Origin of the sequence: Brachybacterium sp. ACRRE (genome assembly GCF_022346485.1) — a bacterium.
Taxonomy (GTDB): domain Bacteria; phylum Actinomycetota; class Actinomycetes; order Actinomycetales; family Dermabacteraceae; genus Brachybacterium; species Brachybacterium halotolerans.
The window spans coordinates 46,832-69,242 of record NZ_JAKRMO010000006.1; the positions used below are offsets into that span (position 1 = coordinate 46,832).

At 73.7% G+C, this 22,411-nt stretch carries 18 protein-coding genes; 9 read left to right on the top strand and 9 right to left on the bottom strand.

Going from position 1 to position 22,411, the window contains the following annotated elements; all coding sequences use genetic code 11:
• Positions 1-9: 9 nt before the first annotated feature.
• Both MHY49_RS02945 and MHY49_RS02950 read right to left on the bottom strand, forming a co-directional pair.
• On the bottom strand, positions 10-3,429 hold the full coding sequence (locus MHY49_RS02945; protein ID WP_239202467.1) for an ATP-dependent DNA helicase: 3,420 nt from the start codon (positions 3,427-3,429) through the stop codon (positions 10-12).
• Positions 3,426-7,028: a PD-(D/E)XK nuclease family protein gene (locus MHY49_RS02950; protein WP_239202469.1), complete on the bottom strand. Its 3,603-nt coding sequence runs from the start codon at positions 7,026-7,028 to the stop codon at positions 3,426-3,428. Before MHY49_RS02950 ends, MHY49_RS02945 begins: the two co-directional genes overlap by 4 nt.
• A gap of 196 nt (positions 7,029-7,224) precedes the next feature.
• Here MHY49_RS02950 and MHY49_RS02955 point away from each other — a divergent pair, with 196 nt between their 5' ends.
• From MHY49_RS02955 to MHY49_RS02970, 4 genes are all read left to right on the top strand, one after another.
• Entirely contained in the window at positions 7,225-7,944 is a 720-nt protein-coding gene (locus MHY49_RS02955; RefSeq protein ID WP_239202470.1) for a TetR/AcrR family transcriptional regulator, read from the top strand.
• Between the two features lie 153 nt (positions 7,945-8,097).
• Entirely contained in the window at positions 8,098-8,319 is a 222-nt protein-coding gene (locus MHY49_RS02960) for a DUF3107 domain-containing protein (protein ID WP_152353481.1), read from the top strand.
• Between the two features lie 210 nt (positions 8,320-8,529).
• Positions 8,530-10,428, top strand: coding sequence for a DEAD/DEAH box helicase (locus MHY49_RS02965; RefSeq protein WP_239202472.1), 1,899 nt, complete (start codon positions 8,530-8,532; stop codon positions 10,426-10,428).
• A gap of 10 nt (positions 10,429-10,438) precedes the next feature.
• Complete coding sequence (locus MHY49_RS02970) at positions 10,439-11,428, top strand: NAD(P)-dependent oxidoreductase (RefSeq protein WP_239202474.1); 990 nt, start codon at positions 10,439-10,441, stop codon at positions 11,426-11,428.
• Between the two features lie 128 nt (positions 11,429-11,556).
• Here MHY49_RS02970 and MHY49_RS02975 read toward each other — a convergent pair whose 3' ends face one another.
• Together MHY49_RS02975 and MHY49_RS02980 are read right to left on the bottom strand one after the other, a co-directional pair.
• Positions 11,557-12,189, bottom strand: a complete 633-nt coding sequence (locus MHY49_RS02975) for a MarC family protein (protein WP_200501074.1) — start codon at positions 12,187-12,189, stop codon at positions 11,557-11,559.
• Complete coding sequence (locus tag MHY49_RS02980; RefSeq protein ID WP_239202476.1) at positions 12,186-13,073, bottom strand: PHP domain-containing protein; 888 nt, start codon at positions 13,071-13,073, stop codon at positions 12,186-12,188. Before MHY49_RS02980 ends, MHY49_RS02975 begins: the two co-directional genes overlap by 4 nt.
• Positions 13,074-13,234: 161 nt before the next feature.
• Here MHY49_RS02980 and MHY49_RS02985 point away from each other — a divergent pair, with 161 nt between their 5' ends.
• From MHY49_RS02985 to MHY49_RS03000, 4 genes are read left to right on the top strand one after another with little or no spacing between them, the layout of a single operon-like run.
• Entirely contained in the window at positions 13,235-14,833 is a 1,599-nt protein-coding gene (locus MHY49_RS02985; protein ID WP_239202478.1) for an aminopeptidase P family protein, read from the top strand.
• 26 nt (positions 14,834-14,859) lie between these two features.
• Positions 14,860-16,200, top strand: a complete 1,341-nt coding sequence (locus tag MHY49_RS02990; RefSeq protein ID WP_239202480.1) for a magnesium transporter MgtE N-terminal domain-containing protein — start codon at positions 14,860-14,862, stop codon at positions 16,198-16,200.
• A gap of 5 nt (positions 16,201-16,205) precedes the next feature.
• The gene (locus MHY49_RS02995) at positions 16,206-16,922 is read left to right on the top strand and encodes a DUF1003 domain-containing protein (protein ID WP_239202482.1); all 717 of its coding nucleotides are present in this window, start codon (positions 16,206-16,208) and stop codon (positions 16,920-16,922) included.
• Entirely contained in the window at positions 16,919-18,136 is a 1,218-nt protein-coding gene (locus tag MHY49_RS03000; RefSeq protein ID WP_239202484.1) for an Mrp/NBP35 family ATP-binding protein, read from the top strand. The genes MHY49_RS02995 and MHY49_RS03000 overlap by 4 nt, the downstream gene beginning before the upstream one ends.
• A gap of 39 nt (positions 18,137-18,175) precedes the next feature.
• Here the strand turns inward: MHY49_RS03000 and MHY49_RS03005 are convergent, their stop codons facing one another.
• Entirely contained in the window at positions 18,176-18,571 is a 396-nt protein-coding gene (locus MHY49_RS03005; RefSeq protein WP_228358798.1) for a twin-arginine translocase TatA/TatE family subunit, read from the bottom strand.
• Between the two features lie 186 nt (positions 18,572-18,757).
• Between MHY49_RS03005 and MHY49_RS03010 the strand changes: the two genes are divergently transcribed.
• The gene (locus MHY49_RS03010; RefSeq protein WP_239202491.1) at positions 18,758-19,411 is read left to right on the top strand and encodes an O-methyltransferase; all 654 of its coding nucleotides are present in this window, start codon (positions 18,758-18,760) and stop codon (positions 19,409-19,411) included.
• A gap of 332 nt (positions 19,412-19,743) precedes the next feature.
• Here MHY49_RS03010 and MHY49_RS03015 read toward each other — a convergent pair whose 3' ends face one another.
• From MHY49_RS03015 to MHY49_RS03030, 4 genes are all read right to left on the bottom strand, one after another.
• On the bottom strand, positions 19,744-19,914 hold the full coding sequence (locus MHY49_RS03015; RefSeq protein ID WP_200501081.1) for a DUF3117 domain-containing protein: 171 nt from the start codon (positions 19,912-19,914) through the stop codon (positions 19,744-19,746).
• Between the two features lie 103 nt (positions 19,915-20,017).
• The gene (locus tag MHY49_RS03020) at positions 20,018-20,245 is read right to left on the bottom strand and encodes a hypothetical protein (RefSeq protein ID WP_239202493.1); all 228 of its coding nucleotides are present in this window, start codon (positions 20,243-20,245) and stop codon (positions 20,018-20,020) included.
• A complete protein-coding gene (locus tag MHY49_RS03025; RefSeq protein WP_228358800.1) occupies positions 20,242-20,985 on the bottom strand; it encodes a TIGR00730 family Rossman fold protein in 744 nt (247 codons plus the stop codon). The genes MHY49_RS03020 and MHY49_RS03025 overlap by 4 nt, the downstream gene beginning before the upstream one ends.
• Before the next feature lie 43 nt (positions 20,986-21,028).
• On the bottom strand, positions 21,029-22,345 hold the full coding sequence (locus MHY49_RS03030; protein WP_239202495.1) for a polysaccharide deacetylase: 1,317 nt from the start codon (positions 22,343-22,345) through the stop codon (positions 21,029-21,031).
• Positions 22,346-22,411 lie beyond the last annotated feature (66 nt).

The following is a 22,411-nucleotide window of genomic DNA, read 5'->3' on the forward strand; positions in this document are numbered from 1 at the left end:
GCTCGGGGGCTACGGCCGCCCCGCCGACGGCTCGCCCTCGGCGAGGAGCATGTGCTCGAGGGCCCGGCGCGAGGGGTGACGGCGCACCTCGTCGGTCCTGCCTGCGGAGACGTAGAAGAACACGGTGCGGATCCGCGACAGAGGGAGACCCGTGCGCTCGTGCCAGGCCAGGCGGTACACCGACAGCTGCAGGGCGCGGGCCCGCCGACGGGCGCCGGTGGGCGGCGCACCTGTCTTCCAGTCCAGGATGACCACGCCGTCCTCGGACTCCGGATCGGGGAACACGGCGTCGATGACGCCGCGGATCGCGAGCGGGCCGATGCGCGTGGTCACGGGCTCCTCCACGGCGATCGGCACCTGCTGGGCGTAGGGCGAGCGCTCGAAGGCCTCGCGCATGCGGGCCAGCGCCTCGGCGTCCGAGAGGTCCCCGTCGGCCGTGTCCGCGAGGTCGCCGTCGGACACATCCGTGAGCGGACCGTCCTCGAGGTCGGCGAGCTCGGTGAGGTCCTCGAGGTCCAGGAGCGCACCGCCCTCGAGGCGCTGCTCGAGCCATGCATGGAAGGCGGTGCCGCGGCGGGCCGAGCGCGAGGGCCGACGCGGCAGCGGCCGCAGCATCGCCCGGGCCGCCGCCTGCGGGTCCTGGGCGCGGGCGACGATCTGGGAGGCCGAGAGCCGTGCGGGCGAGCGCACCGTGAGCTGGGCGCGGCGCTCCGCGAGATCCGCGAGGACCCGGCGGGTCTGCTCGGCCAGCGCGGCGTCCTCGGGGAGATCCGGCAGTCGACCCTCGGCCGCGGCGCGCACGAGCGCCTCGGCATCGGCGCGCCGGTGCTCCGCCTCCCCCGGCACCGGCGGCCAGGAGGCCTCGAACAGCCGCGCGTCCAGCGGGTTCGTCTCGGGGACCTCCTCGATCTCCTGGAAGCGCTCGGGCACCAGGGGCAGCGCCTCGCGCAGGTAGCGCGAGCGCGGCCGGGGCCTGGCCGCGCCGGTGCGCCACGCGCACGAACTGAGCAGCAGGTCCTCCCGCGCCCGGGTGACCGCGACGTACATCAGCCGCCGGTCCTCGCGCAGGGACTCCTCGCCCTGGGCGAAGCGGAACTCCTGGACCAGGGACTCGGCGTCGACCTGGGTGTCGGCGCTCGCCCAGTCGAGCTGCGGCAGAATGTCGGCGTCCCCGCGCAGGGAGCTGGGGATCGACGCATCGGCGAGCTTCCCGATCCATCCGGAGTCCGCCACGCGCACGGTGCCGTCCTCCGTGGTCTTCGCGCGGCGCAGGTCGTAGGACGGGACGGAGCCCTCGCTGAGCCCGGCGACCGCGACCAGGTCCCATTCGAGGCCCTTGGCGGAGTGCATGGTGACCACCGTGACCGCATCGGGGTCGGGGTCCGCCTGGCCCGCTCCCATGGCGAGCCCCGCCTCCTGATCCTCGCTGATCTCGAGCAGGGCGAGGAAAGGGCCCAGGCCCGGACGCTGGGCGGTGCGCTCGAAGGCCGCCGCGTGCTCGCGCAGCGCCGGGAGCCCGCCGAGGGGCGGGTCGGCGGGCGACTGGGAGAGCAGGGTGAGGTCGAGGTCCAGCGCGCGCACGGCCTCCTGGATGAGGTCGGGCAGAGGCAGCGCCAGACGCCGCCGCAGGGCGCGCAGGATCCCCTGCAGGTCGCGCAGGCGCTCGCGGGCGGTGAGGCTGAGGGAGCGTCCGTCGGGGTCGGTCCAGTCCGGGGCGGGGAGATCGTCGACCGCGTCGATGAGGGTCATCTCGTCGGCTCCGTCGGCCGCGCCGATGCCCGTCCCGCCGGCGCCCGCCGCGGCGCGACGACGCCGTGCCGCGAGCTGCTCGCGCCAGCGGCCGAGCACCGACATGTCGCGCGCGCCGAGGCGGAAACGGGGCCCCGCGAGCAGACGCATGAGCCAGTCGCCGCGGCCGGGGTCGTGGACGCATTCGAGGAGGGCGCGCACGTCGGCCACCTCGGGCCGATCCAGGAGTCCGCCCAGGCCCATGACCTGCACGGGGAGTCCGGCTTCCTCGAGCGCCTCGACGATCGGAGCGATCTGCTTGCGCGCGCGCACGAGCACGGCGGCGCTCGGCAGCGGCTCCGATCCTGCCTCGCCCGCCGTCCCGGACGGGTGAGACGTCGCATCCGCGGCGCCGCCGGCCCGTCCGCGCCGCTCGAGGATCCAGCGGGCGATCGCGCGCGCCTCCGAGCGCTCGTCGGCGGCCTCGTGGACGTGCACCGTCCCCTCGCCGGCGCCCGGGCGCACCTGCAGCTCGGGGATGGTGATGGCCGTCGAGGCGCCGCGCAGCGGGGCGGCGATGCGGTTGGCGACGTCGAGGACGGCGCGGTCGTTCCGCCAGGAGGTCGACAGGGTGCGCTGCAGCACCGGTGCGGCGGGGGCGTCCGGTGAGTCAGGGGTCGCGAAGGCCCTCGCGAAGCCGTCGAGGGAGGCGGCCGACGCGCCGCGCCATCCGTAGATCGCCTGCTGGGGGTCGCCGACGGCGCACGCGGCGTGGCCGGGGCCGAAGAGGTCCGCGAGCATTCGCAGCTGGGCGACCGAGGTGTCCTGGAACTCGTCGAGCAGCACCACGGGGTGCAGCTCGCGGGCCAGGCGACCGGCCTCGGGCACCTCGCGGGCGATGCGTGCGGCCAGGTGCACCTGGTCGGAGAACTCCAGGGCGCTGCGCTCGGTGCGGATCGCGGCGAAGCGCTCGAGCAGCGGGATGAGCTCGAGACGCTGCTCGCACGCGGAGATGACGGCGGCGACGTCCTTGGGGGTCGTGCGTCGGCGCCCGCTGACCTGGAGGGGGATCTGGCCGAGGTGGTCGCGGATCGCGCGCAGCTCGGCGGCGAGCTCCTCGGGTCCGACGAGGTGGTCCGCGAGCGAGGACGTGAGCGAGACGAGGGCCGCGGTGAGCGAGGCGGGCGAGGCATCGAGGTCCAGGGAGTCGTCCGCCGCCTCGACGAGCTCGTGGGCGAGCTGCCAGGCGGCCGAGGGCGACATCATGGAGAACTCGGGGTCCAGCCCCACGCGCAGCGCGTGCTCGCTCACGAGGTCGAGGGCGAAGCCGTTGTAGGTGTGGACCTGGACCTCCTGGCCCAGCAGGTCGTCCCCCGCCCGCTCGAGGCCGCGCGGGACGGGCAGTCCTTCGGCGCGCAGCGCGGTCGCGAGGGTGCCGAGGCGCCCGGTGATGCGCTCGGCTAGCTCGTGGGCGGCCTTGCGCGTGAAGGTCAGCCCCAGCACCTGCCGGGGTTCGACCAGGCCGTTCGCGATCAGCCAGACCACCCGCGAGGCCATCGTCTCGGTCTTGCCGCTCCCCGCCCCGGCGACGACGAGCATCGGCGCGAGGGGCGCTTCGATGACGGCGATCTGCTCGTCGGTGGGCGCGGGGCGGTCCATGAGCGCGGCGAGGCGGGCCGCGCTCAGGCGGGTGGTGTTCACAGCTCGGCCCCCTCGGCCCACAGCGGGCAGATGCGGCGCACCGCGCAGGTGTCGCAGTGGGCGTTGCGGCGGGCGGTGACGCGCGCGCCCGAGACCTCGCGGGCGGTGTCCTCGACGACGGCCTCGAACCAGTGCGGGTCCTCGCTCGCGCCGAGCGCGCTCTGGGTGCGCAGCACGGGTTTCGCGGTCCCGGTGCCGACGTAGACGAGCTGGGCCCCGGCCAGGCGCTCCGGGGCGTCCGACCCGAGGGCCTCGGCGAGGGCGCCGGAGGCGACGGCGCTCTGGTAGGCGCCCAGCTGCAGGTCCTCCTCGACGTCGGCCGCCTTCTTCGCCGCGCGGCCTGTCTTGAGGTCGACGATCCTCAGCGAGCCGATGTCCTTCCGGGCGGGGCCCTGCCCGGCGCCGGCCGGTTCGGTCCCCTCCTCGGCGCTCTCCTGGGCGCCCGCCTCAGCGCTCGCCCGCGTCTCGCCCTCGATGCGGTCGATCGCGCCGCGCAGCACGACGTCGCCGAGGGTGACCTCGAAGGGCGCCTCGATCGCGGCCGCGGGCGGCGCGGTGCGCAGGTAGTCCTCGAGCAGGCGCACGGAGTCCTCGGCGCGGCGCAGGGTGCGCCTGCCGGACCACGTGTCCTCGAGCTGCAGGGGTCGCAGCAGCGTGTGCAGGCGCACCACCACGTCCTCGACGCGGTCGGGGGCCACGCCGGCGGGGCTCTCCTGGGCGAGGCGATGCACGGCGGTGCCCACGAGCTGTGCGGGCCCGGAGGGCTTGGATCCGCCCGAGCGCTCGAGGAGCCAGGCCAGCGGGCACGCGTGGGCGCGCTCGAGGGCCGACGGGCTGAGCCGCACCTGCGCGCCGCTCTGCCGCACGGGCTCGTCGACGCTGGGATCCTGGTGGTACCAGGTCGTCGGGTCGGTGCCCGGCACGCCCTCCGCCCGCAGGCTCTCCAGGAGCACAGCGGCCTGCGCGCTCGTCCCGTTCCCCTGGATCTCCTCCGCGTCCAGCAGGCGACGGCGCAGGGCGGCGACCAGGCGGCGCGCGTCGGGCGCCGGTCCCGGGTCCTCGGTGAGGACGGCGGGGTCGAGCCAGCCCTCGCCGGCGCGGGACTGCAGCAGCGGGACCAGGGCCGACGGCGCGAGCTCCCCGCCGTCCACCGCGGTGACCAGGACGCGCTCTCTCCCCCGGGTGAGGGCGCTGAGGGCGAGGCGGACCTCGTCGGCCACGACGCTCTCGCGCTGGACGGCGCGCAGGGCCGCAGGTTCGAGCGGCAGCTCCTCGCCGTCGGGCCGCGAGCCGAGCAGGCTCAGCTCAGCGGCGCCGAACAAGGTCGAGCGCAGGCGGACGTTGGGCCAGGTGCCCTCCTGGACGCGCGCGAGCACGACCGTGTCGCGCTCGGCGCCCGCGAGCTGCGCGGGGGTGAGCACGGCGACGCGCCCGGCGGCCTCGGCGCGCGGCGCGAGGGTGTCCTCGGCGACGGCCTGGGTGCGGATCTGGTCGATGAAGACGAGCGCGTCGGCCTGGCCGCGACGCTCGGTGAAGCGGTCGACGGCGGCGAACAGGGCCCCGACCGCGTCGAGACGGTGGGAGGTGAGACGGGCGCGGGCGCCGTCGACGTCCTCCGCGTCCTCGCCGAGCGCCGCGCGCTGCCAGCCCTCGGCCAGGTGCGCGGCATCCCAGGCGGCCCAGAGGGCGTCGGCCGCGGCGGGAGCGGGTCCGAGCTCGCGCACGGCGCGGATCATGCGGCGCATGCGCAGCACGGGGGTCGCGGTGCGGCCGCCGTCCTCGAGGCCCGCGGGGGCCTGCTCCGCCACGAGCGCTCGGGCGAGCAGGTCGCTCGAGCCGACGGGCGCCGTGGGGTCCTCACGCGCTTCGGGGGCAGGTGCTGAGGACTCGGCCGACACGGCGGACTCGGTCGGCGCGGCAGTTTCGGTCGGCGCGGCGGTCTCGGTCGGCGCGGTGCGGCGGGCGTCGAGCAGCGCGCGGCGGATCCTGCGCAGGCGCAGGTCATCGGCGTCTCCGTAGGGTCCGCGCAGCAGCTGCGCGGCCTCGGCCGCCGTCAGCGCGGGAGCGAGGCTCTCCCCTGCGGGGTCCGTCGCGGGACGGGCACCGGATGCGGTCGCAGGACCGAGCGCCGGGCCGCTCACCGCGAGCTCGACGATGCGCAGCAGGTCGGTGACCACGGGCTCCTCCCGCAGGGCGGGCAGGCGCTGCGGGGTGGTGACGGCGAGCCCGTGGCGGGCGAGCATGTCGGCGACCTCGCGCACGATCCCGCCTGAGCGGCAGATCACGGCCATCTCGTCGTAGGGGACGTCCCCGCGATGGTGCAGATCGCGCAGGGCGCCCGCGATCGCGCGTCCCTCCTCCTCGGGGTCCGAGGCGGTGAGCACGGACAGCCCTGCGGGGACGACGTGCTCCGCCGGGCCCGAGGGCGGCTCCCCAGCGGGCCGTCGCACCTCGGCGGGTGCGCCGGCCAGCGGGAGCCGTCCGCGCAGGGCGTCGAGGGCGGCGCGGGGAGCCGCCGAGCGGTGGGCGGAGGTGAGCAGGACGGTGCGGGCGGCACGCGGGAGGCCTGCCTCGATGCGCGCCGCGGCGTCGGCCACCGCTCCGCGGAAGGAGTCGACCATCACGTCGGGGCAAGTGGTCACGAGCACCCGGGAGCCGGCCCGGGCCAGCGCGAGCACGAGGGAGACGCCGGCGACGGTGAGGTCCTGGGCGTCGTCGACGATCACGGCGGAGGGCAGCAGGCGCGGGTCGAGCCGCTCGACGAGACCGGCGGCGCGGCGCACGAGCGCCCCGGAGTCCAGGCGGGGCCCGGCGTCGAGCGCGGCCTGGGACTGCAGGTCGAGCACGTCGAGGTACTCGCGGAGGATGTCGGCGGCGTCGAGCCAGGCGGCGCGGCCCCGACGGTGGCCCAGCCGGCGCAGCGCCGCGGGGCCGATGCCGAGCTCCTGGGCGCGGGTGATGAGGTCGCGCAGCTCCGTGCGGAAGCCCGCGAGGGTGCGGGTGGCGGCGTCCACGTCGAGCGACCAGTCGGCGCGGTCGAGGACGAGGTCGCCCAGCAGCGCGTCCTGCTCCGCGCCGGTGACCAGCGTCGGCTCCCCCCGGCCGTCCTCGAGAGCTGCGGCGCGCACCAGGGCGAACCCGAAGGCGGGAGGGGTCGCGACGCGCACCGCGGGGCCGCGCGCATCCGAGGCGCCGCCCGCCAGGGCGACCGCGTCGCGCAGCGGATCGGCCGCCGCACGACGGGGTGAGAGCAGGAGGATCTCCCGGTGCTGGTCCCGGTCGCGCCCGTCGGCCGTGCCGCGGGCGTCCTCGTGGCCCGGCGCGTCCCGTTCTTCCTCGTCCTTCTCGCGATCCTCCTCGCGCGCTCCCCCGTGCGCCTCGGCGCCCGTGCGCGCGAGGGCGGCGGCGAGCGCGAGGGCCGTGCGTCCCGTGCCCGGTGCGCCGTGGACGATCACATCGCTCCCGCCGAGGAACGCGTCCAGCGCCTCGCGCTGCGTGGGATCCAGGTCCTGGGGACGCAGCAGGGCGGGCAGGCGCCGGGGGTCCGGCGGCAGCACCCGCAGCTCGCCGATCCCTGGTCCCGCCTCCGTCTTCTGCACGTCGTCCAGTGGACCACAGCGGGCGGACATCCGAGACCACGGACGAGGCCCGCGGGCGCGGGACGACGCGCGATCCCGGCAACCCCGGCTTACCGGACAAATGCCCTAGAATGGCCCGTGCAGGTCGTGCGCGAGGGGTCGCGACCGCGCATCGACATGAGGGCCGAGGGTCGCCCTCTGCCGGGAGGAGCCACAGATGGCACGGTCCACGCAGCGGATGCCGAAGTCGGAGCGCCGTGCGCTGGTCCTCGCCACAGCCACCGACGCCTTCGTCGCGCACGGCTTCCGCAGCACCTCCATGGAGGACATCGCGCGCGCCGTGGGCGTCACCAAGCCCGTCCTGTACCAGCACTTCGACTCGAAGGAAGCGCTGTATCTCATGGTCGTCGAGGGCGTGGGCGCCCGCGTGCTCGCCGCCGCCCGCTCGCTGCCGCCGCTGACCGGGGACACCCAGGAGCGCGCGCGAGGAGCGATCCGTCGCGTGCAGCGTCTGGCCGACGACCATCTGGGCGTGCGCCTGCTGCTGAGCGAGGAGTCCGTGTCCCGGCCGGTGAGCGCCCTGGTCTCGGTCTTCCGCACCCAGCTCGCGCGCACCCTCGCCCAGGCCCTCGTGCACCGCCCCGTCCTGCCCGACCGCACGGCCGTCCTGCTGGGCCGCTGCCTGATCGCCCTCGCGGCGGGCGACGTGCTGCGCCCCGAAGGGACGGGGACCGACGGCCCGGAGTGGACCGACCCGGAGGGGACCGGCCCGGAGGCGACTGCCGCGGACGGGACTGCCGCGGCAGGAGCCGGACCGCCCGGTCCGGCGGGCCCGTCGTCCGCGGAGCTCGACCTGCTCTCGCGGTTCGTGGCCTCGGGCATCGCCGGTCTCGAGGAGGACTCTCCGGCGGCCGACGGGGCGCACGAACTGGTCTGAGACCACGTGGCGGACGCCGCCCGCTCTGTCCGTGATTCCGCCGACGGCGGATTCACCCCAGAGCGCACCGCACAGGGCCCCGGGACCCGCCCGTGGCGGGGTATCCGGCGATAGACTCCCGGATCGACCGCACGCACGAGGGAAGGACCTCACATGGACATCCGCATCGGCATCCAGCACGCGCCTCGCGAGCTCGTGATCGAGACCGAGGAGAGCGCCGAGTCGGTGCAGGCCGCTCTCGAGACCGCCCTGGGCGACGGCTCGATCGCGACCCTCAAGGACTCCAAGGGCGGCACCGTCCTGGTGCCGGGCGCGAAGATCGCCTACGCCGAGATCTCCAGCCCCACGCAGAAGCGGGTCGGCTTCCTGGGCTGAGTCCCGCAGCGACCGCGTCGAGCAGCACGGCCGACGGCAGCAGGGCGGAGAGCCCCTGTCGTCGGCCGTCGTGCGTCCTGGCCCGCCCAGCCCGTCTCCGCCGTCGTCCGACCCCGCCGTCGGCCCACCCCAACGTCGCCCCCCTCCATCGGGTGACGGGGCGCACAACGCTACGATGGCAGTGCACCACTTTGATCAGAGAGATGAACTGTGCCCGAATCCACCCCGCACACCCCTGAGGCCACCGGCGCGATCGCGCCCGACACCCCGGCCTCCTCCATCGCCGTCGAGCAGAGCTCCGGCACCCCCGATCCCGAGGCGACGGCCGCTGCGGCCGCGCCCGCAGAGGACACCGCTCCCACGCAGACCTTCGCCGATTTCGACGTCCGCGAGGACATCGTCGAGGCGCTGGCCGCGAAGGGGATCACCCACCCGTTCCCGATCCAGGCCATGACCCTGCCGATCGCCCTCAAGGGGCGCGACATCATCGGCCAGGCGAAGACCGGCACCGGCAAGACCCTGGGCTTCGGCATCCCGATGCTCCAGAGCGTCGTCGCCCCCGGCGAGGACAACCCGCAGAGCAGGCCGGTCGGCAAGCCGCAGGGCCTCGTCGTGCTGCCCACGCGCGAGCTCGCCGTGCAGGTCGCCTCCGACCTGCAGGCGGCCTCCGCCAAGCGCCCCGTGCGCGTGCTCACCATCTACGGCGGCCGCGCGTACGAGCCGCAGATCGAGGCTCTGGACAAGGGCATCGAGATCGTCGTCGGCACCCCCGGTCGCCTCATCGACCTCATGCGACAGGGCCACCTGGACCTCTCGCAGGTCCGCACCGCGGTCCTCGACGAGGCCGACGAGATGCTGGACCTGGGCTTCCTCGAGGACATCGAGAAGATCCTCAAGGCCGTCCCCACGACGCGCCAGACGATGCTGTTCTCCGCGACGATGCCCGGCCCGATCATGGCCCTGGCCCGCCGCTTCATGAGCCGGCCCACGCACATCCGCGCCCACGACCCGGGTGACGCCTCGCGCACCAAGGCCGACATCAAGCAGGTCATCTACCGCGCCCACCAGCTCGACAAGATCGAGGTGCTCGCGCGCATCCTGCAGGCCCGCGGACGCGGCCTGACGATCGTGTTCATGCGCACCAAGCGCCAGGCGGACAAGGTCGCCCACGACCTCATGGACCGCGGCTTCGCGGCCGCCCCGCTGCACGGCGACCTGGGCCAGGGCGCCCGCGAGCAGGCCCTGCGCGCCTTCCGCACCGGCAAGATCGACGTGCTCGTGGCGACCGACGTCGCCGCCCGCGGCATCGACGTCGAGGACGTCACGCACGTCATCAACTGGAACTCCCCGGACGACGACAAGACCTACCTGCACCGCACCGGCCGCACCGGGCGCGCGGGCAAGAAGGGCACCGCCGTGACCTTCGTGGACTGGGAGGACCTCGCACGCTGGGCGCTCATCGCCCGGCAGCTGGGCCTGGAGTCCACCGAGGCCGTCGAGACCTACTCGACCTCCGAGCACCTGTTCACCGACCTCGACATCCCGACCGACGCGAAGGGCACCCTCCCCAAGGAGCGGCGCACCCGCGAGGGCCTGGATGCCGAGGAGATCGAGGACCTGGGCGGTCCCGAGTCGCGTCGCGAGGACTCTTCGCGCGGCGGCCGGGGGCGCGAGGGCGGCGGTCGCGGCGGTCGCGATGAGGGCCGACGCGGTGGTCGTGGCGAGGGCGGTCGCGGAGAGGGCGGTCGCGGTGGACGCGGCGGTCGCTCCCGCGGCGACTCCGAGCGTCCGGCCCGTGCCGAGGGCTCCGGCGAGGGCTCGGACGCCGAGAAGCCGGCGCAGGACCGGCCGCGCCGCTCGCGCAGCCGCACCCGCACCCGTCGTGTGAACGGCGAGGTCGTCTCCGGCTCCGAGAACGGCGGCGCCTCCGGCGGCTCCGCGACCAGCGGTCCGGACAAGGGCGGTCGCGACGGCGAGGAGTCCTCGCGCCCGCGTCGTCGGCGCTCCCGCGGAGGCCGCGGTCGTCGCCAGGGCGACCAGGGCGAGCAGAGCAGCACGGGCGGGCGCTCCGAGTCCGGCCAGGCCTCCCAGGGCGGCCCGGAGTCCTGACCCGGCTCCGATGACCTCCCCCGCCTGCCTGATCCTCGGCGGCACCGGCACTCTCGCCGCTGCCGCCGAGGATCTCGCACGTTCAGGGGTCGATGTCACCGTCACCTGCCGTCGTCCCGAGCTCGCCCCGCGGCACTGGTCCGCGCTCGGCATCCGCGTGCTCGCCCTCGACCGGGACGACGCACCCGGGATCGACGCGCTCGTCGGGGACGGCGTCGACGGGATCGTCGACGGCCAGTGCTATACCCCGGGCCATGCGGCCGACCTCGCCCGCTGGTCGCGTGCGAGCGGAAGCACGATCATGCTGTCCGCCCGCGCCGTCTACGTCGATGCCGCCGGCCGCCACGCGAACTCCGAGGAGGCGCCTCAGTGGCCCGGACCCACGCCGGAGACCACCGCGACGATGGAGCACCACGGCGAGCCGTACGCCTCGCGCCTGGGCTACGGGGCGAACAAGGCGGAGGCCGAGCGGGTCCTCGCCGCGCACGGGGAGCGCGTGAGCGTGCTGCGGGCGGCCCGCATCCACGGCCCCTCGACCCGCCGCGTGCGCGAGTGGCCGCTGGTGCGCTCCGTGCTCGAGGGCGCACGGGCGATCGCCGTCGCGCGGGCCGATGAGATCGGCACCCTCACCTCCACCGCGTCCCTCGCGCAGGCCGTCGCCGCGTGCCTGCGCCGACCCGGTTCCCGCGTCGTGAACGTCGGCGACGCGCCCGCGGTGACGAACCTCCGGGCGGCCCGGATCCTCGCCGGCGCACTCCGGGACGGCGACACGACCGCGACCGGTCTCGCGGTGCGCCCTGCCGCACCCGGCGAGGCGGGCGCGCTCCCGGGGGCCTGGGCCACCGGGCAGGAGCTCGACCTCGGCGCCCTGCGCGAGCTCGTCGGCCCTCCCCCGGAGCCTGCGGCGACGCTCGCGCGGACGGCCCGGTGGGTGCGATCGATCGCCCGACGCGGGGCCGACGGCGCCTGGGAGCTGCCCGCGCAGTTCGACGGGGGCTGACGCCCGGGCGGCCGCGGGGGGCGTCGAACGGTACGAAGTCGTCGCCAAGAGCGCCCTTGGCAACCGTTTCGCACCACTCACGCCTGGGCGGGGCCCGGAGCGACGACGAGGGGATGGGACACCGCGCGTCAGGACGCGGCGATCACGCCCCAGGTCTGCAGGAACGAGTGCACGGAGTCGAAGAGCATCTGCACGCTGATCGCGGCGAGCAGCACGCCGGAGATCCGGGTGACCAGGGTGACGCCGCCGTCGCCCAGGATCTTCGCGATGACGTCGGCGAAGCGCATGAACACGTACAGCACGACCGCCATCACCACGAGCGCGATGACCAGCGCGTTCACCCGCGCGAGCTCGCCGTGGGACTGGTCGACGAACAGCATCATCGCCACGATCGCGCCGGGACCGCCCAGCAGCGGGGTGCCCAGCGGCACCAGGGCCACGTTGACTCCGCTGCTCTGGGCGAGCTCGCCCTCCTTGCCCATCAGCAGCTGCAGGGAGATGAGCAGCAGGAGCAGGCCGCCGGAGAACTGCAGCGCCGGCAGCGAGATGTGCATGTAGGCGAGGATGAAGCGGCCGAACACGGCGAAGGACGCGATGATGAGGATCGCGACGCCCACGGCGACCATCGCCGCGCGCGAGCGCTGCTTCGATGTCATCGTTCGCGTGAGCGAGAGGAAGATCGGGACCGTCCCCGGCGGGTCGACGATCACGAACAGCGTGACGAACACTCCCGCGAGGAAGCGCAGATCGACCACGTTCACGGGAGGAGGACCTCGGTTCTGCTCGTGGCGCGCTCGATCAGAGCGGCCAGCACGGACGGACGGGTGAGGTTCTCGCCCAGCCGGTTCGGTTTGCCCGCGCCATGGTAGTCGCTGCCTCCGGTGACCAGGAGCTCGTGGGATCGGGCGAAGGCGCGCAGTCTCGCCCGCGAGACATCATCGTGCTCACGGTGATCGACCTCGATGCCGGCCAGTCCCGCGGCGACCATCTCCTCGAGGAGGTCGTCGGGGATGGTGCTGCCGCGGGTGAGCGCGCCGGGGTGGGCGACCACGGCGACGCCGCCCGCCGCGACGATCGCACGCACCGCCTGCGCGGGCTCGGGCGCCCAGTAGCGCACGTAGTACGGGCTCGAGGAGCTCAGCAGATCACCGAAGGCCTCCGTGCGGTCCGCGACGACTCCGCGGGCCACCAGCGCGTCGGCGATGTGGGGCCGTCCGACGGTCGTGCTCTCACCCGCGACCTGCGCTTCGACGTCCTCCCAGCGGATGGGGTGATCGGCGGCGAGGCGCTCGACCATGCGACGGGCGCGCGTGCCGCGGGACTCGCGGGCGCGCTCCATATGGGAGTGCAGCGCGGTGCTCGGCGACGGGTCGGGCAGGAGCGCGAGCACGTGCACCGAGAGGTCCTCGCATTCCGTGGAGACCTCGATGCCGGGGATCACCGCGACGCCATGACGGCGGGATGCCTCGGCGGCCTCGTCCCAGCCCGCGGTCGTGTCGTGATCGGTGAGCGCGACGACGTCCAGGCCCTGCTCGGCGGCATGGCGCACGAGCGCGTCGACGTCGTCGGTGCCGTCGGAGCACCGGGTGTGCGCGTGCAGATCGATGCGGGACTCGTCGGCGAGCCCCGGGGGCAGGTGGGCCATGCGCCCATCCTGCCAGCCCCGCGCCCCTGCGACCCCGCGCCCGTGCTGTCCCGTGCGTGCGGGCACGGCCCGTGCCCGTAGGGCCACGTGTCCGTGACGAGACAGGATGCGCAGGCCGCGCGCCGACCCCGGCGCGCACCGCGTGAGACGATGCGAGGGTGATGACCCAGAACAACGACGTGCCCCGTCCCACCACCCGCGAGACCCCCGCTCCGGCGGCCCAGGAGGCCAAGGCCGACGGCCCCGGCCCGAGCGCCGAGGAGCTCGCCTCCCGCGGCGACTCGCGCTCCGAGCGCCCCACCAATGAGGCCTTCCGCGCGTTCATCGCGGCCGATTGGGACGAGACCGTCCCGGCGGCCGAGCGCCGTGAGGTCGCGGACTTCACCCCCGCGCGCCGCGACGCCCTGGTCGGCGAGCTGCCCGCGACGCGCATGGTGCTGCCCGCGGGCGTGTTCAAGGTGCGGGCGAACGACACCGACTACCCGTTCCGCCCGGACACCGGCTTCGTCTACTTCAGCGGCCTGGGCACGGACGAGGAACCCGACAGCGTGCTCGTCGTCGAGCCCGACCCCGACGCCGCGGAGGGCGAGCCCGCGTCCCGCGCGACCTACTTCTTCCGCCCGCGCGCCGGCTTCGACTCCACCGAGTTCTACGCCGACGCCCGCTACGGCGAGCTGTGGGTCGGGCGCCGTCCCACCCTCGAGGAGACCGCGGCGCGCATCGGGATCGAGTGCCGCCACATCGACGAGCTGCGCGACGCGCTCGCCAAGGACGTCGGCCCACAGCTCTCGCTCGCGATCGTCCCGGGGGTCGACGCCGGCGTGCAGGGGATGGTCGAGGAGATCCGCTCCCAGAACGGCCTGCCCGACGGCGAGGAGCAAACGCGCGAGTTCGATCGCCTGCAGGAGGCCGCGAGCGAGCAGCGTCTGGTCAAGGACGACTTCGAGGTCTCGCAGATGCGCGAGGCCGTGAAGGCCACCATCGCCGGCTTCGAGGACGTCGTGGCGGCGCTCCCCCAGGCCGTCGGGCATCGCCGCGGCGAGCGCGTGATCGAGGGCGTCTTCGGCGCCTCCGCGCGCGCCGAGGGCAACGGCGTCGGCTACGACACCATCGCCGCGGCCGGCAACCATGCCTGCACCCTGCACTGGGTGCGCAACGACGGCACGGTGAGCGAGGGCGAGCTCGTGCTGATCGACGCCGGCGTCGAGGTGGATTCCCTGTACACCGCGGACCTCACCCGCACCCTGCCGGTGTCCGGCACGTACTCCCCCGCTCAGCGCAGGGTCTACGAGGCGGTCCTCGAGGCGGCCGACGCGGCCTTCGCCGCGGCTCGCCCCGGCATCCGATTCCGCGACCTGCACACGACGGCGATGCAGGTCATCGCCCGCCACCTCGAGGAGTGGGGCATGCTCCCGGGCACAGCCGAGGAGTCCCTCGCCCCCGAGGGCCAGTTCCACCGCCGCTGGATGGTGCACGGCACGAGCCACCACCTGGGGCTCGACGTGCACGACTGCGCGCAGGCCCGCCGCGAGATGTACATGGACGCCGAGCTCGTCCCCGGCATGGTGTTCACGATCGAGCCGGGGCTGTACTTCCAGGAGAACGATCTCAAGGTCCCCGAGGAGCTGCGCGGCATCGGCGTGCGGATCGAGGACGACGTGCTCGTGACCGAGGACGGCGTCGAGAACCTCTCGGCCGCGCTGCCCCGTCGGCCCGACGAGATCGAGGCGTGGATGGCATCACTCACCCCGGGCCGCTGACCGGGCAGGGCACTACCCTGAGGGACGTGACCTCTCCGCAGCCCCGCTTCTACGCCGCACGCCTGGCGGGCACCGCCGTCTTCGACCCGATCGGCGAGTCCGTCGGGAAGATCAGGGACGTCGTCGTGCTCCCCCAGGCGCGCGGTGCCGCCCGCGCCGTCGGCTTCGTGGTCGAGGTGCCGGGCAAACGGCGCGTGTTCCTGCCGGTCACCCGGGTCACGTCGATCATGCCGGGACAGGTGATCTCCTCGGGCGTGCTGAACCTGCGGCGCTTCGAGAAGCGCAGCGGCGAACAGCTCGTGATCGGCGATCTGCTCGAGCGCACCGTGTCGCTGCTGGACGGCTCGGGCCGGGCGGCCGTGCAGGACGTCGGCCTCGAGCAGAACCGGCAGCACGACTGGGTGGTCGCGAAGCTCTACCTGCGCCGTCTGAAGACGGGCTCGGGGCTCTCGAAGCTGGTCAGCCGCGGGGAGACCCTCACGGTCGATCAGAGCGCGGTCAAGGGCCTGTTCGGCAGCGACACCGAGCAGTCGGCCGCGCTGCTGCTCGCCTCCTATCAGGACCTCAAGCCCGCGGACCTCGCGGACATCGTCCAGGAGCTGGATGCCAAGCGGCGCATCGAGCTGGCCGCGGAGCTCGCCGACGACCGTCTGGCCGACGTCCTCGAGGAGCTGCCCGAGGACACCCGCGTCGAGGTGCTCACCGGTCTGGAGTCGTCCCGTGCGGCCGACGTGCTCGACGAGATGGACCCCGACGACGCCGCAGACCTCGTCCAGGAGCTCCCCGACCAGGTCGCCGAGACCCTGCTGGGGCTCATGGAGCCCGAGGAGGCCGAGGACGTGCGCCGCCTTCTCGCCTACGACGAGTACACCGCGGGCGGCATGATGACCACGGAGCCGCTGATCACGGCCCCGGAGACGCCCGTCGCGCACTGCCTGGCGATGATCAGCCGGGAGGAGCTCTCCCCCGCGCTCGCCTCGACCGTCCACGTGTGCCGCTCGCCGCTCGAGACGCCGACGGGCAAGCTGCTGGGGATCGTCCACTTCCAGCACCTGCTGCGGGAGCGGCCCGACCGGCCCGTCGGCGAGATCCTCGACGCCGACCGCCACACGGTCGAGCCGCAGGTGCCGCTCTCGGGCGTGACGCGAGAGATGGCGACCTACAACCTGGTCTCGATCCCCGTGGTCGACGACGAGGGGCGCCTGCTGGGCGCGGTCACGGTCGACGACGTGCTCGACCACGTGCTGCCCGATGACTGGCGAGAACAGGACGAGCCCCCGGTGACCACGGGCCAGATCGATCTCTCGGAGATCGCCCGCGGCATCCAGAGCGACAGCACGACCACCGACGACTCGCGGAAGGGGTGAGGGAGATGGCAGACCGCACGCCGAACCTGGATGATCCGGAGCCCCTGCGCCGACGCGTCCGCAACCCGCTCTCCGGCGACACCTTCGGCCGCGGCGCCGAGGGCTTCGCCCGCTTCATGGGCACCCCGGCCTTCCTGGTCGGGATGACGCTGTTCTGCGCCGTCTGGCTGGCCTGGAACTCGATCATGCCCGAGAGCGCCCAGTTCGATCCCCGCAGCCTGAACTTCACGCTGCTCACCCTGATCCTCTCGCTGCAGGCGTCCTACGCGGCCCCGCTGCTGCTGCTCGCGCAGAACCGCCAGGACGACCGCGACCGCGTGCAGGCCGAGCAGGACCGCCAGTCCAACGACCGCAATCACGCGACCACGGACTTCATCACGCGCGAGATCGCCTCCCTGCGCATCGCCCTGAACGACGTCGCCACCCGCGACTTCGTGCGCGGGGAGCTGCGCGACCTCCTCGAGGACCTCGAGAAGGAGCGCGAGGAGGACGAGCCCGCCGGGTCGGCCGAGAGCGGTCGTGCGTCCGCGGTCTCCGGGACCTCGGGCGCCTCGGGTGCCTCGGGCTCGGGCTCGGGTGGCTCGGGCTCGGGCTCGGGCGCGGGACCCGCTGTTCTCGTCGCGGAGGCGCAGCCGCAGGCCGTCGGCATCGATCGCGAAGAGCTGCGGGCGATGCTGCGCAGCGAGGTGCGCTCGGCACTCGCGGAGCGCGGGACACCATGACCGCCCCGCAGGACCCCGGCACGCCGGCCCCGGATCCCCGGGACCAGACCCCGTCGTCGGCCCAGGATCCCCACGGCGCGCCCGCGTCGGCCGAGGACCCCCGGATCGCCCGCATCCATGAGGCGCTCGAGGCGGTGATCGACCCGGAGATCGGCCGCCCCATCACCGAGCTCGACATGGTCGACTCGGTGACGATCGACGCCGCCGGCACCGCCGAGGTGACCATCCTGGTGACGATCGCGGCCTGCCCGATGCGCGACCGGCTCGAGCGCTCGACCGCGGAGGCGACCGCGACCGTGCCCGGCCTGGCCGGTGTGAAGGTCGAGTCGCGGGCGATGACCGACGAGCAGCGCAAGGCGCTCACCACGCGCCTGCGCCAGGGCCACCGTCAGATCCCCTTCAACAAGCCCGGGACCCTCACCCGGATCCTCGCCGTCTCCTCCGGCAAGGGCGGGGTCGGCAAGTCCACCGTCACCGCGAACCTCGCCGCCGCCATGGCCGCGCAGGGCCTGTCCGTCGGGGTCATCGACGCGGACATCCACGGCTTCTCGATGCCGGGCATGTTCGGCATCACCGACAAGCCCACGAAGGTGGGCGACCTGCTGATGCCGCCCGAGGCGCACGGCGTGAAGGTCATGAGCATCGGCATGTTCGTGCCCGACGGGCAGGCCGTCGTCTGGCGCGGACCGAAGATGCACCGGGCGATCGAGCAGTTCGCCTCCGACGTCTTCTGGGGCGAGCTCGACGTGCTGCTGCTGGACCTCCCGCCCGGCACCGGCGACGTCGCGATCTCCGTCGCCCAGCTGCTGCCCAAGGCGCAGATGCTGGTCGTCACCACTCCACAGGTCTCCGCGGCCTCCGTCGCCGAGCGGGTGGGCTCGCTCGCCAAGGCCACCAAGCAGGACGTGGCCGGGGTCGTGGAGAACATGAGCGGCCTCGTGCTGCCCGACGGCTCGCGCATGGACGTCTTCGGCACCGGGGGCGGGGAGCGGGTCGCCGAGACCCTCGCCGGCGCCGTCGAGCATCCCGTGCCGATGCTCGGGCAGGTGCCGCTGGATCCTCGGCTGCGGGAGGGGGCCGACGGCGGTGTGCCGCTCGTGCTCTCCGATCCGGAGCAGCCCGCCGCCCAGCAGCTGCGCGCGATCGCCGCGGCGCTCGTGGCGCGCCCGCGGGGTCTCTCGGGGATGCGTCTGCCGCTCAGCGTGCGCGGCTGAGAGCTGCGGGGCCGACGAGGACGGATCCGAAGAGGCGGGTCAGGTCGCCTCGTCGTCGAAGGGGGCCCGCTGGGGTCCTTCGTCCTCCGTCGATCCCTTGGTGGAGCGCTTCGAGCCGGAGGCGGCCGCAGCGGTGCCCGTGACGGCTCCGGTGAGCGCCTTGGTGTCCGGGAGGATGTCGTCCACGCTGGTGTCGCCCCAGGCGTCGCGGATGATGCGGCGCGGGTCGTACTGACGGGGGTCGTACTTGCGCAGCTCGTCCATGGACAGGCCCATCTCGTCCTCGACTGTGGCCCGGGAATCATCGACCCAGCGGCGCGCCTTGCGCACCCACTGCACGATGTTGCGCGTGTACTCCGGAAGGCGCTGCGGTCCGATGAAGATCACGAACACGATGAGCAGGATGAGGATCTCCCAGCCCCCGAAAATGTCCACGAGTCCACCTGCCATCGAACCGAAATGTGCCAGGCCATTATGGCAGAGCAACCCTGTGTGGGGCGCCGGTACGACCTGGGCGGGTGCTGACGTACCCTGGTCGACATCCGCGTGCTCGCGGCGACCCGGCGGTGACCTGCCCGGTCGCGCGACCGCCCATGACCCGACGAACAGGAGGATCCGCAGATGGCATCGGGGAAGGTGACCAGCTGGGCCCACGGCGAGGAGTTCGTCGACGAGGAATCGCTCTTCGAGGAGTCGGGCGTGCTCGCCCGCGCTCGCGAGCGCGGATCGGAGCTCGGGGTCGCCCCCGTGCTACCGGGGGCCGGCGCCCTCATGCGCGTGCTCGCGGCGTCCGTCGGCGCGCGCAGCGCCGTCGAGATCGGCACCGGTGCCGGAGTGGCCTCCCTGTACGTGCTGGCCGGGATGCACCCCGACGGCGTCCTCACCACGATCGACCCCGAGGTCGAGAACCAGCGCGCGGCCCGCGAGGCCTTCAGCGAGGCGGGCCTGCGCTCGGGGCGTGCGCGCACGATCGCCGGCAGCCCGCGAGAGGTCATCGGCCGCCTCACCGACCATGCCTACGACCTCGTGAGCTTCCACGCCGACGCCCCTCACGCACGCGACCTGCTGACCCACGCGCGCCGTCTGCTGCGCCCGGGCGGAGTGCTCGTGATCTCCCAGGCGCTCTACCACGACCGGGTCGCCGACCCCACCGCCCGCGACGCCACCACCCAGGAGGTCCGCGCGCTGCTGCGCGAGGTCCAGGAGGCCGAGGACCTCATCCCCGCGCTCTCCCCGAGCGGCGACGGCGTCCTCGCCGCGGTCCTCCGAGGCTGACGCCCCCCCACCCCGGGGCCACCGAAAACGCGGCACCGGACCCGCACCCCAACGCGGCCGCCGCCCGTCGGATGAACCCGTGAGAAGTACGAAACGGTTGCCAAGAGCGCTCTTGGCAACCGTTTCGTACTTCTCGAGGCGCCACGGACGGCCGTCGGCGCTCCGGGGCGTCCCCGGGACGGCCGGTTCGCCTCCCGAACGCTCCGCCGCCTCCGCCGCCTCCGCCGCCTCCATCGCCGCCATCCATCGCCGACACCCACGCCGCGCCCGCACACACAGAACCCCGCCCCTCATGCCGAGGGGCGGGGTCCGGTGCTCTGATCAGCAGCCCGTCAGGCCTTGATCACGCCCTCCAGGGCGTCGCGCAGGGTCTCGGCCTCGGAGCCGTCGATCTCGACGACGAGGCGTCCGCCGCCCTCGAGCGGGACACGCATGATGATGCTGCGGCCCTCCTCCACGACCTCGAGCGGACCGTCTCCGGTGCGCGGCTTCATAGCGGCCATGGGCCTGCCTCCTCGGTGATGTGAACGCACGCCGCTCCCACCCCTGCGGGAGCGTCGGCAGCAACTGTCGGCCACCAGTATCTCAGGTTCTCGGAGATGACGCTCACACGTCGGACGATGCGTCCTCGCCGGAGGCGTGGGCGGATGCCTTCCGACGCCTCCCGGCGCCCCACCGCCGCCCGGCTCCGCGCCGCGGCCGACGGTGCTCGTGATCCGCACCGGGTGCGGGCATCGAGAGGTCGAGCTTCCCCAGGGCAGCGAGCACCATGAGCACGGCGACGACCGCGGCGACGAGGAGCAGCAGCACCACGCCGGGGCTGACGGCGGTCATCGCTGCTGGAGAGCGGCGTCGCGCAGCACGTCCAGCGCCTCGTCGGCGGTGTCGACCACGCGCAGGAGCCCGAGGTCCTTCTCGCTGATCAGCCCGTGGTCGAGCACGGTGCCGCGGATCCAGTCGAGCAGGCCCTGCCAGTAGTCGCGGCCCACGAGGACCAGGGGGAACATGCGGATCTTGTGGGTCTGCATGAGGCACAGCGCCTCGAACATCTCGTCGAAGGTGCCGAAGCCGCCGGGCAGCACCACGAAGCCGCTGGAGTACTTCACGAACACGGTCTTGCGGGCGAAGAAGTACCGGAAGTCGACACCGAGGTCGACATAGTCGTTCATCCCCTGTTCGAAGGGCAGCTCGATGCCCAGTCCCACCGAGACCCCGCCGCACTCCTTGGCGCCCTTGTTGCCGGCCTCCATGATCCCGGGGCCGCCGCCCGTGATGACGGCGTACCCGAGGTCGACGACGCCGCGGGCGATCTGCTCGGCCTTCGCGTAGTCCGGGTGGTCCGGGGCGATGCGCGCCGAGCCGAAGATGGAGATGGCGGGACCGAGCTCGGCGAGCGCGCCGAATCCCTCGACGAACTCCGCCTGGATCCGCATCACGCGCCACGGGTCCGAGTGGACCCACTCCCCCGGCCCCTCCTCCTCGAGGAGGTGCTGGTCGGTCGTGGTGGTGGGCCGCTGCGCCCCGCGCAGCGTGATGGGGCCCTTGCGGTGCCTGTCGGTGTTCTGGGCGGTCATGGGGCGAGCGTAGCTCCCGTGCATGGTCGTCGGCCCGGGCGACTCAGAGCCCGGGGCGGGAGTGGTCGATCACCGAGGACGAGTCGAAGAACGGCTCGAGGCTGGTCTCCTGGCCCGCGGCGTTCGCGCGCAGGCGGATGCCGTCGACGTTCATGCGGGCCTGTCGGAGGTAGCCGTCCTGCATCTGCGCCCAGTACTCGGCAGTGCCGTCCACGAGGAAGATGTAGTCGAAGCCGTGGTCGCGCACGGCCCGGTACTTCGGGTCCTGGGTGTCGTAGGGCGGAACGCCGCTGAGGTCGGCGCCGAAGGGGAGGATCAGCATGTCGGTCGCGCCGGTGAGCGGCTTGACCTCGGCGTCCCAGCGGTCGAAGTCCCGGGTGAGGTGCGCGAGCGAGGACTTCTTGATGTCGAGGTGCCCCCAGCTGTGGCTCGCGATCTCCCAGCCGGTGTCCTTGAGGGCGTCGGCGGTCTTCTTCGCCTGCTCCTGGGCGGTCTTGAGCTTGTCGGGGTGGTCCCCGTACTCGCGCTTCGAGCTGCGGTAGCCGAGGATGCCGTTGTAGCCGGTGAGGGCGAGCACGCCCTTGTGGCCGTGGTACGAGAAGTCGGGGTGGTCCTCGAGGAAGTCGTCGACGAGGGGGACCATGTCGTAGGACCCCTCGGACGTCTTCCCGTCGGCGTCGGTGTACGAGTTGACCACGCGGCCCTCGGCGTTCGGGTGGAGGTCCGTGGCGAAGCCGTCGCCCTCCATGTACTCGTAATAGCAGACGTCGTCCTGCGAGAGCACCATGGGCTTGCGGTCCTTGGGCAGTCGGATCGGCAGCGGCTTCATCGTGCCGTCGTCCTGCTTCTCGCAGATGTCGTGCGGGCTGACCAGCACGTACCCGTCGTCGTAGACGTCCTTCATGATCTTCGTGAACTCGTCGATCGTGCACATGTAGTCGTCGTAGCCCTGGGCGTCCTCGTCGCCGTCGAAGGCGCGCTCCGGATCGACGATGAGGGTGTGGAAGAACAGGTGGGAGACCTGCAGGTCGTTCGGCCATTCCACGAGGGCGTCGCGCGCGGAGGAGATCTTCGTGCGCAGCGCGTCGACCTCGTCGCCGTCCTGGCCCTTCAGGGTCTTCTCGGCGGCGTCCGGGTCGTGCTGGGCGAGCTGGCGCTGCGCCCGGGAGACCTTCTGGGCGCGGATCTCCTCGGCCGTCGGCTTCTTGGACGCCGAGCCGCCTCCCTTGCCCCCACCAGGACCGCCCTGTGTGCATCCGGCCGCCGTGAGGGCCGTGCCCCCGAGCGCCGTCGCGGCGAGTGCCGTGCTCACCGTGCGCCGGCTGGGCGCCGCATGCGGTGCGCGCGTCGCTCGTGCCATCTCTGATCCCCCTTCGTCGATGCACCGGGCCCCGATGCGGCGCCGCCGCCCCCGGCGCGTCCACAC

Coding starts and splice junctions, on each gene's coding strand:
- MHY49_RS02985 (WP_239202478.1), top strand. CDS start 13,235: ATGACCCAGAACAACGACGTGCCCCGTCCCACCACCCGCGAGACCCCC.
- MHY49_RS03010 (WP_239202491.1), top strand. CDS start 18,758: ATGGCATCGGGGAAGGTGACCAGCTGGGCCCACGGCGAGGAGTTCGTC.
- MHY49_RS02980 (WP_239202476.1), bottom strand. CDS start 13,073: ATGGCCCACCTGCCCCCGGGGCTCGCCGACGAGTCCCGCATCGATCTG.
- MHY49_RS02970 (WP_239202474.1), top strand. CDS start 10,439: ATGACCTCCCCCGCCTGCCTGATCCTCGGCGGCACCGGCACTCTCGCC.
- MHY49_RS03030 (WP_239202495.1), bottom strand. CDS start 22,345: ATGGCACGAGCGACGCGCGCACCGCATGCGGCGCCCAGCCGGCGCACG.
- MHY49_RS02995 (WP_239202482.1), top strand. CDS start 16,206: ATGGCAGACCGCACGCCGAACCTGGATGATCCGGAGCCCCTGCGCCGA.
- MHY49_RS02955 (WP_239202470.1), top strand. CDS start 7,225: ATGGCACGGTCCACGCAGCGGATGCCGAAGTCGGAGCGCCGTGCGCTG.
- MHY49_RS02960 (WP_152353481.1), top strand. CDS start 8,098: ATGGACATCCGCATCGGCATCCAGCACGCGCCTCGCGAGCTCGTGATC.
- MHY49_RS03025 (WP_228358800.1), bottom strand. CDS start 20,985: ATGACCGCCCAGAACACCGACAGGCACCGCAAGGGCCCCATCACGCTG.
- MHY49_RS03015 (WP_200501081.1), bottom strand. CDS start 19,914: ATGGCCGCTATGAAGCCGCGCACCGGAGACGGTCCGCTCGAGGTCGTG.
- MHY49_RS03000 (WP_239202484.1), top strand. CDS start 16,919: ATGACCGCCCCGCAGGACCCCGGCACGCCGGCCCCGGATCCCCGGGAC.
- MHY49_RS03020 (WP_239202493.1), bottom strand. CDS start 20,245: ATGACCGCCGTCAGCCCCGGCGTGGTGCTGCTGCTCCTCGTCGCCGCG.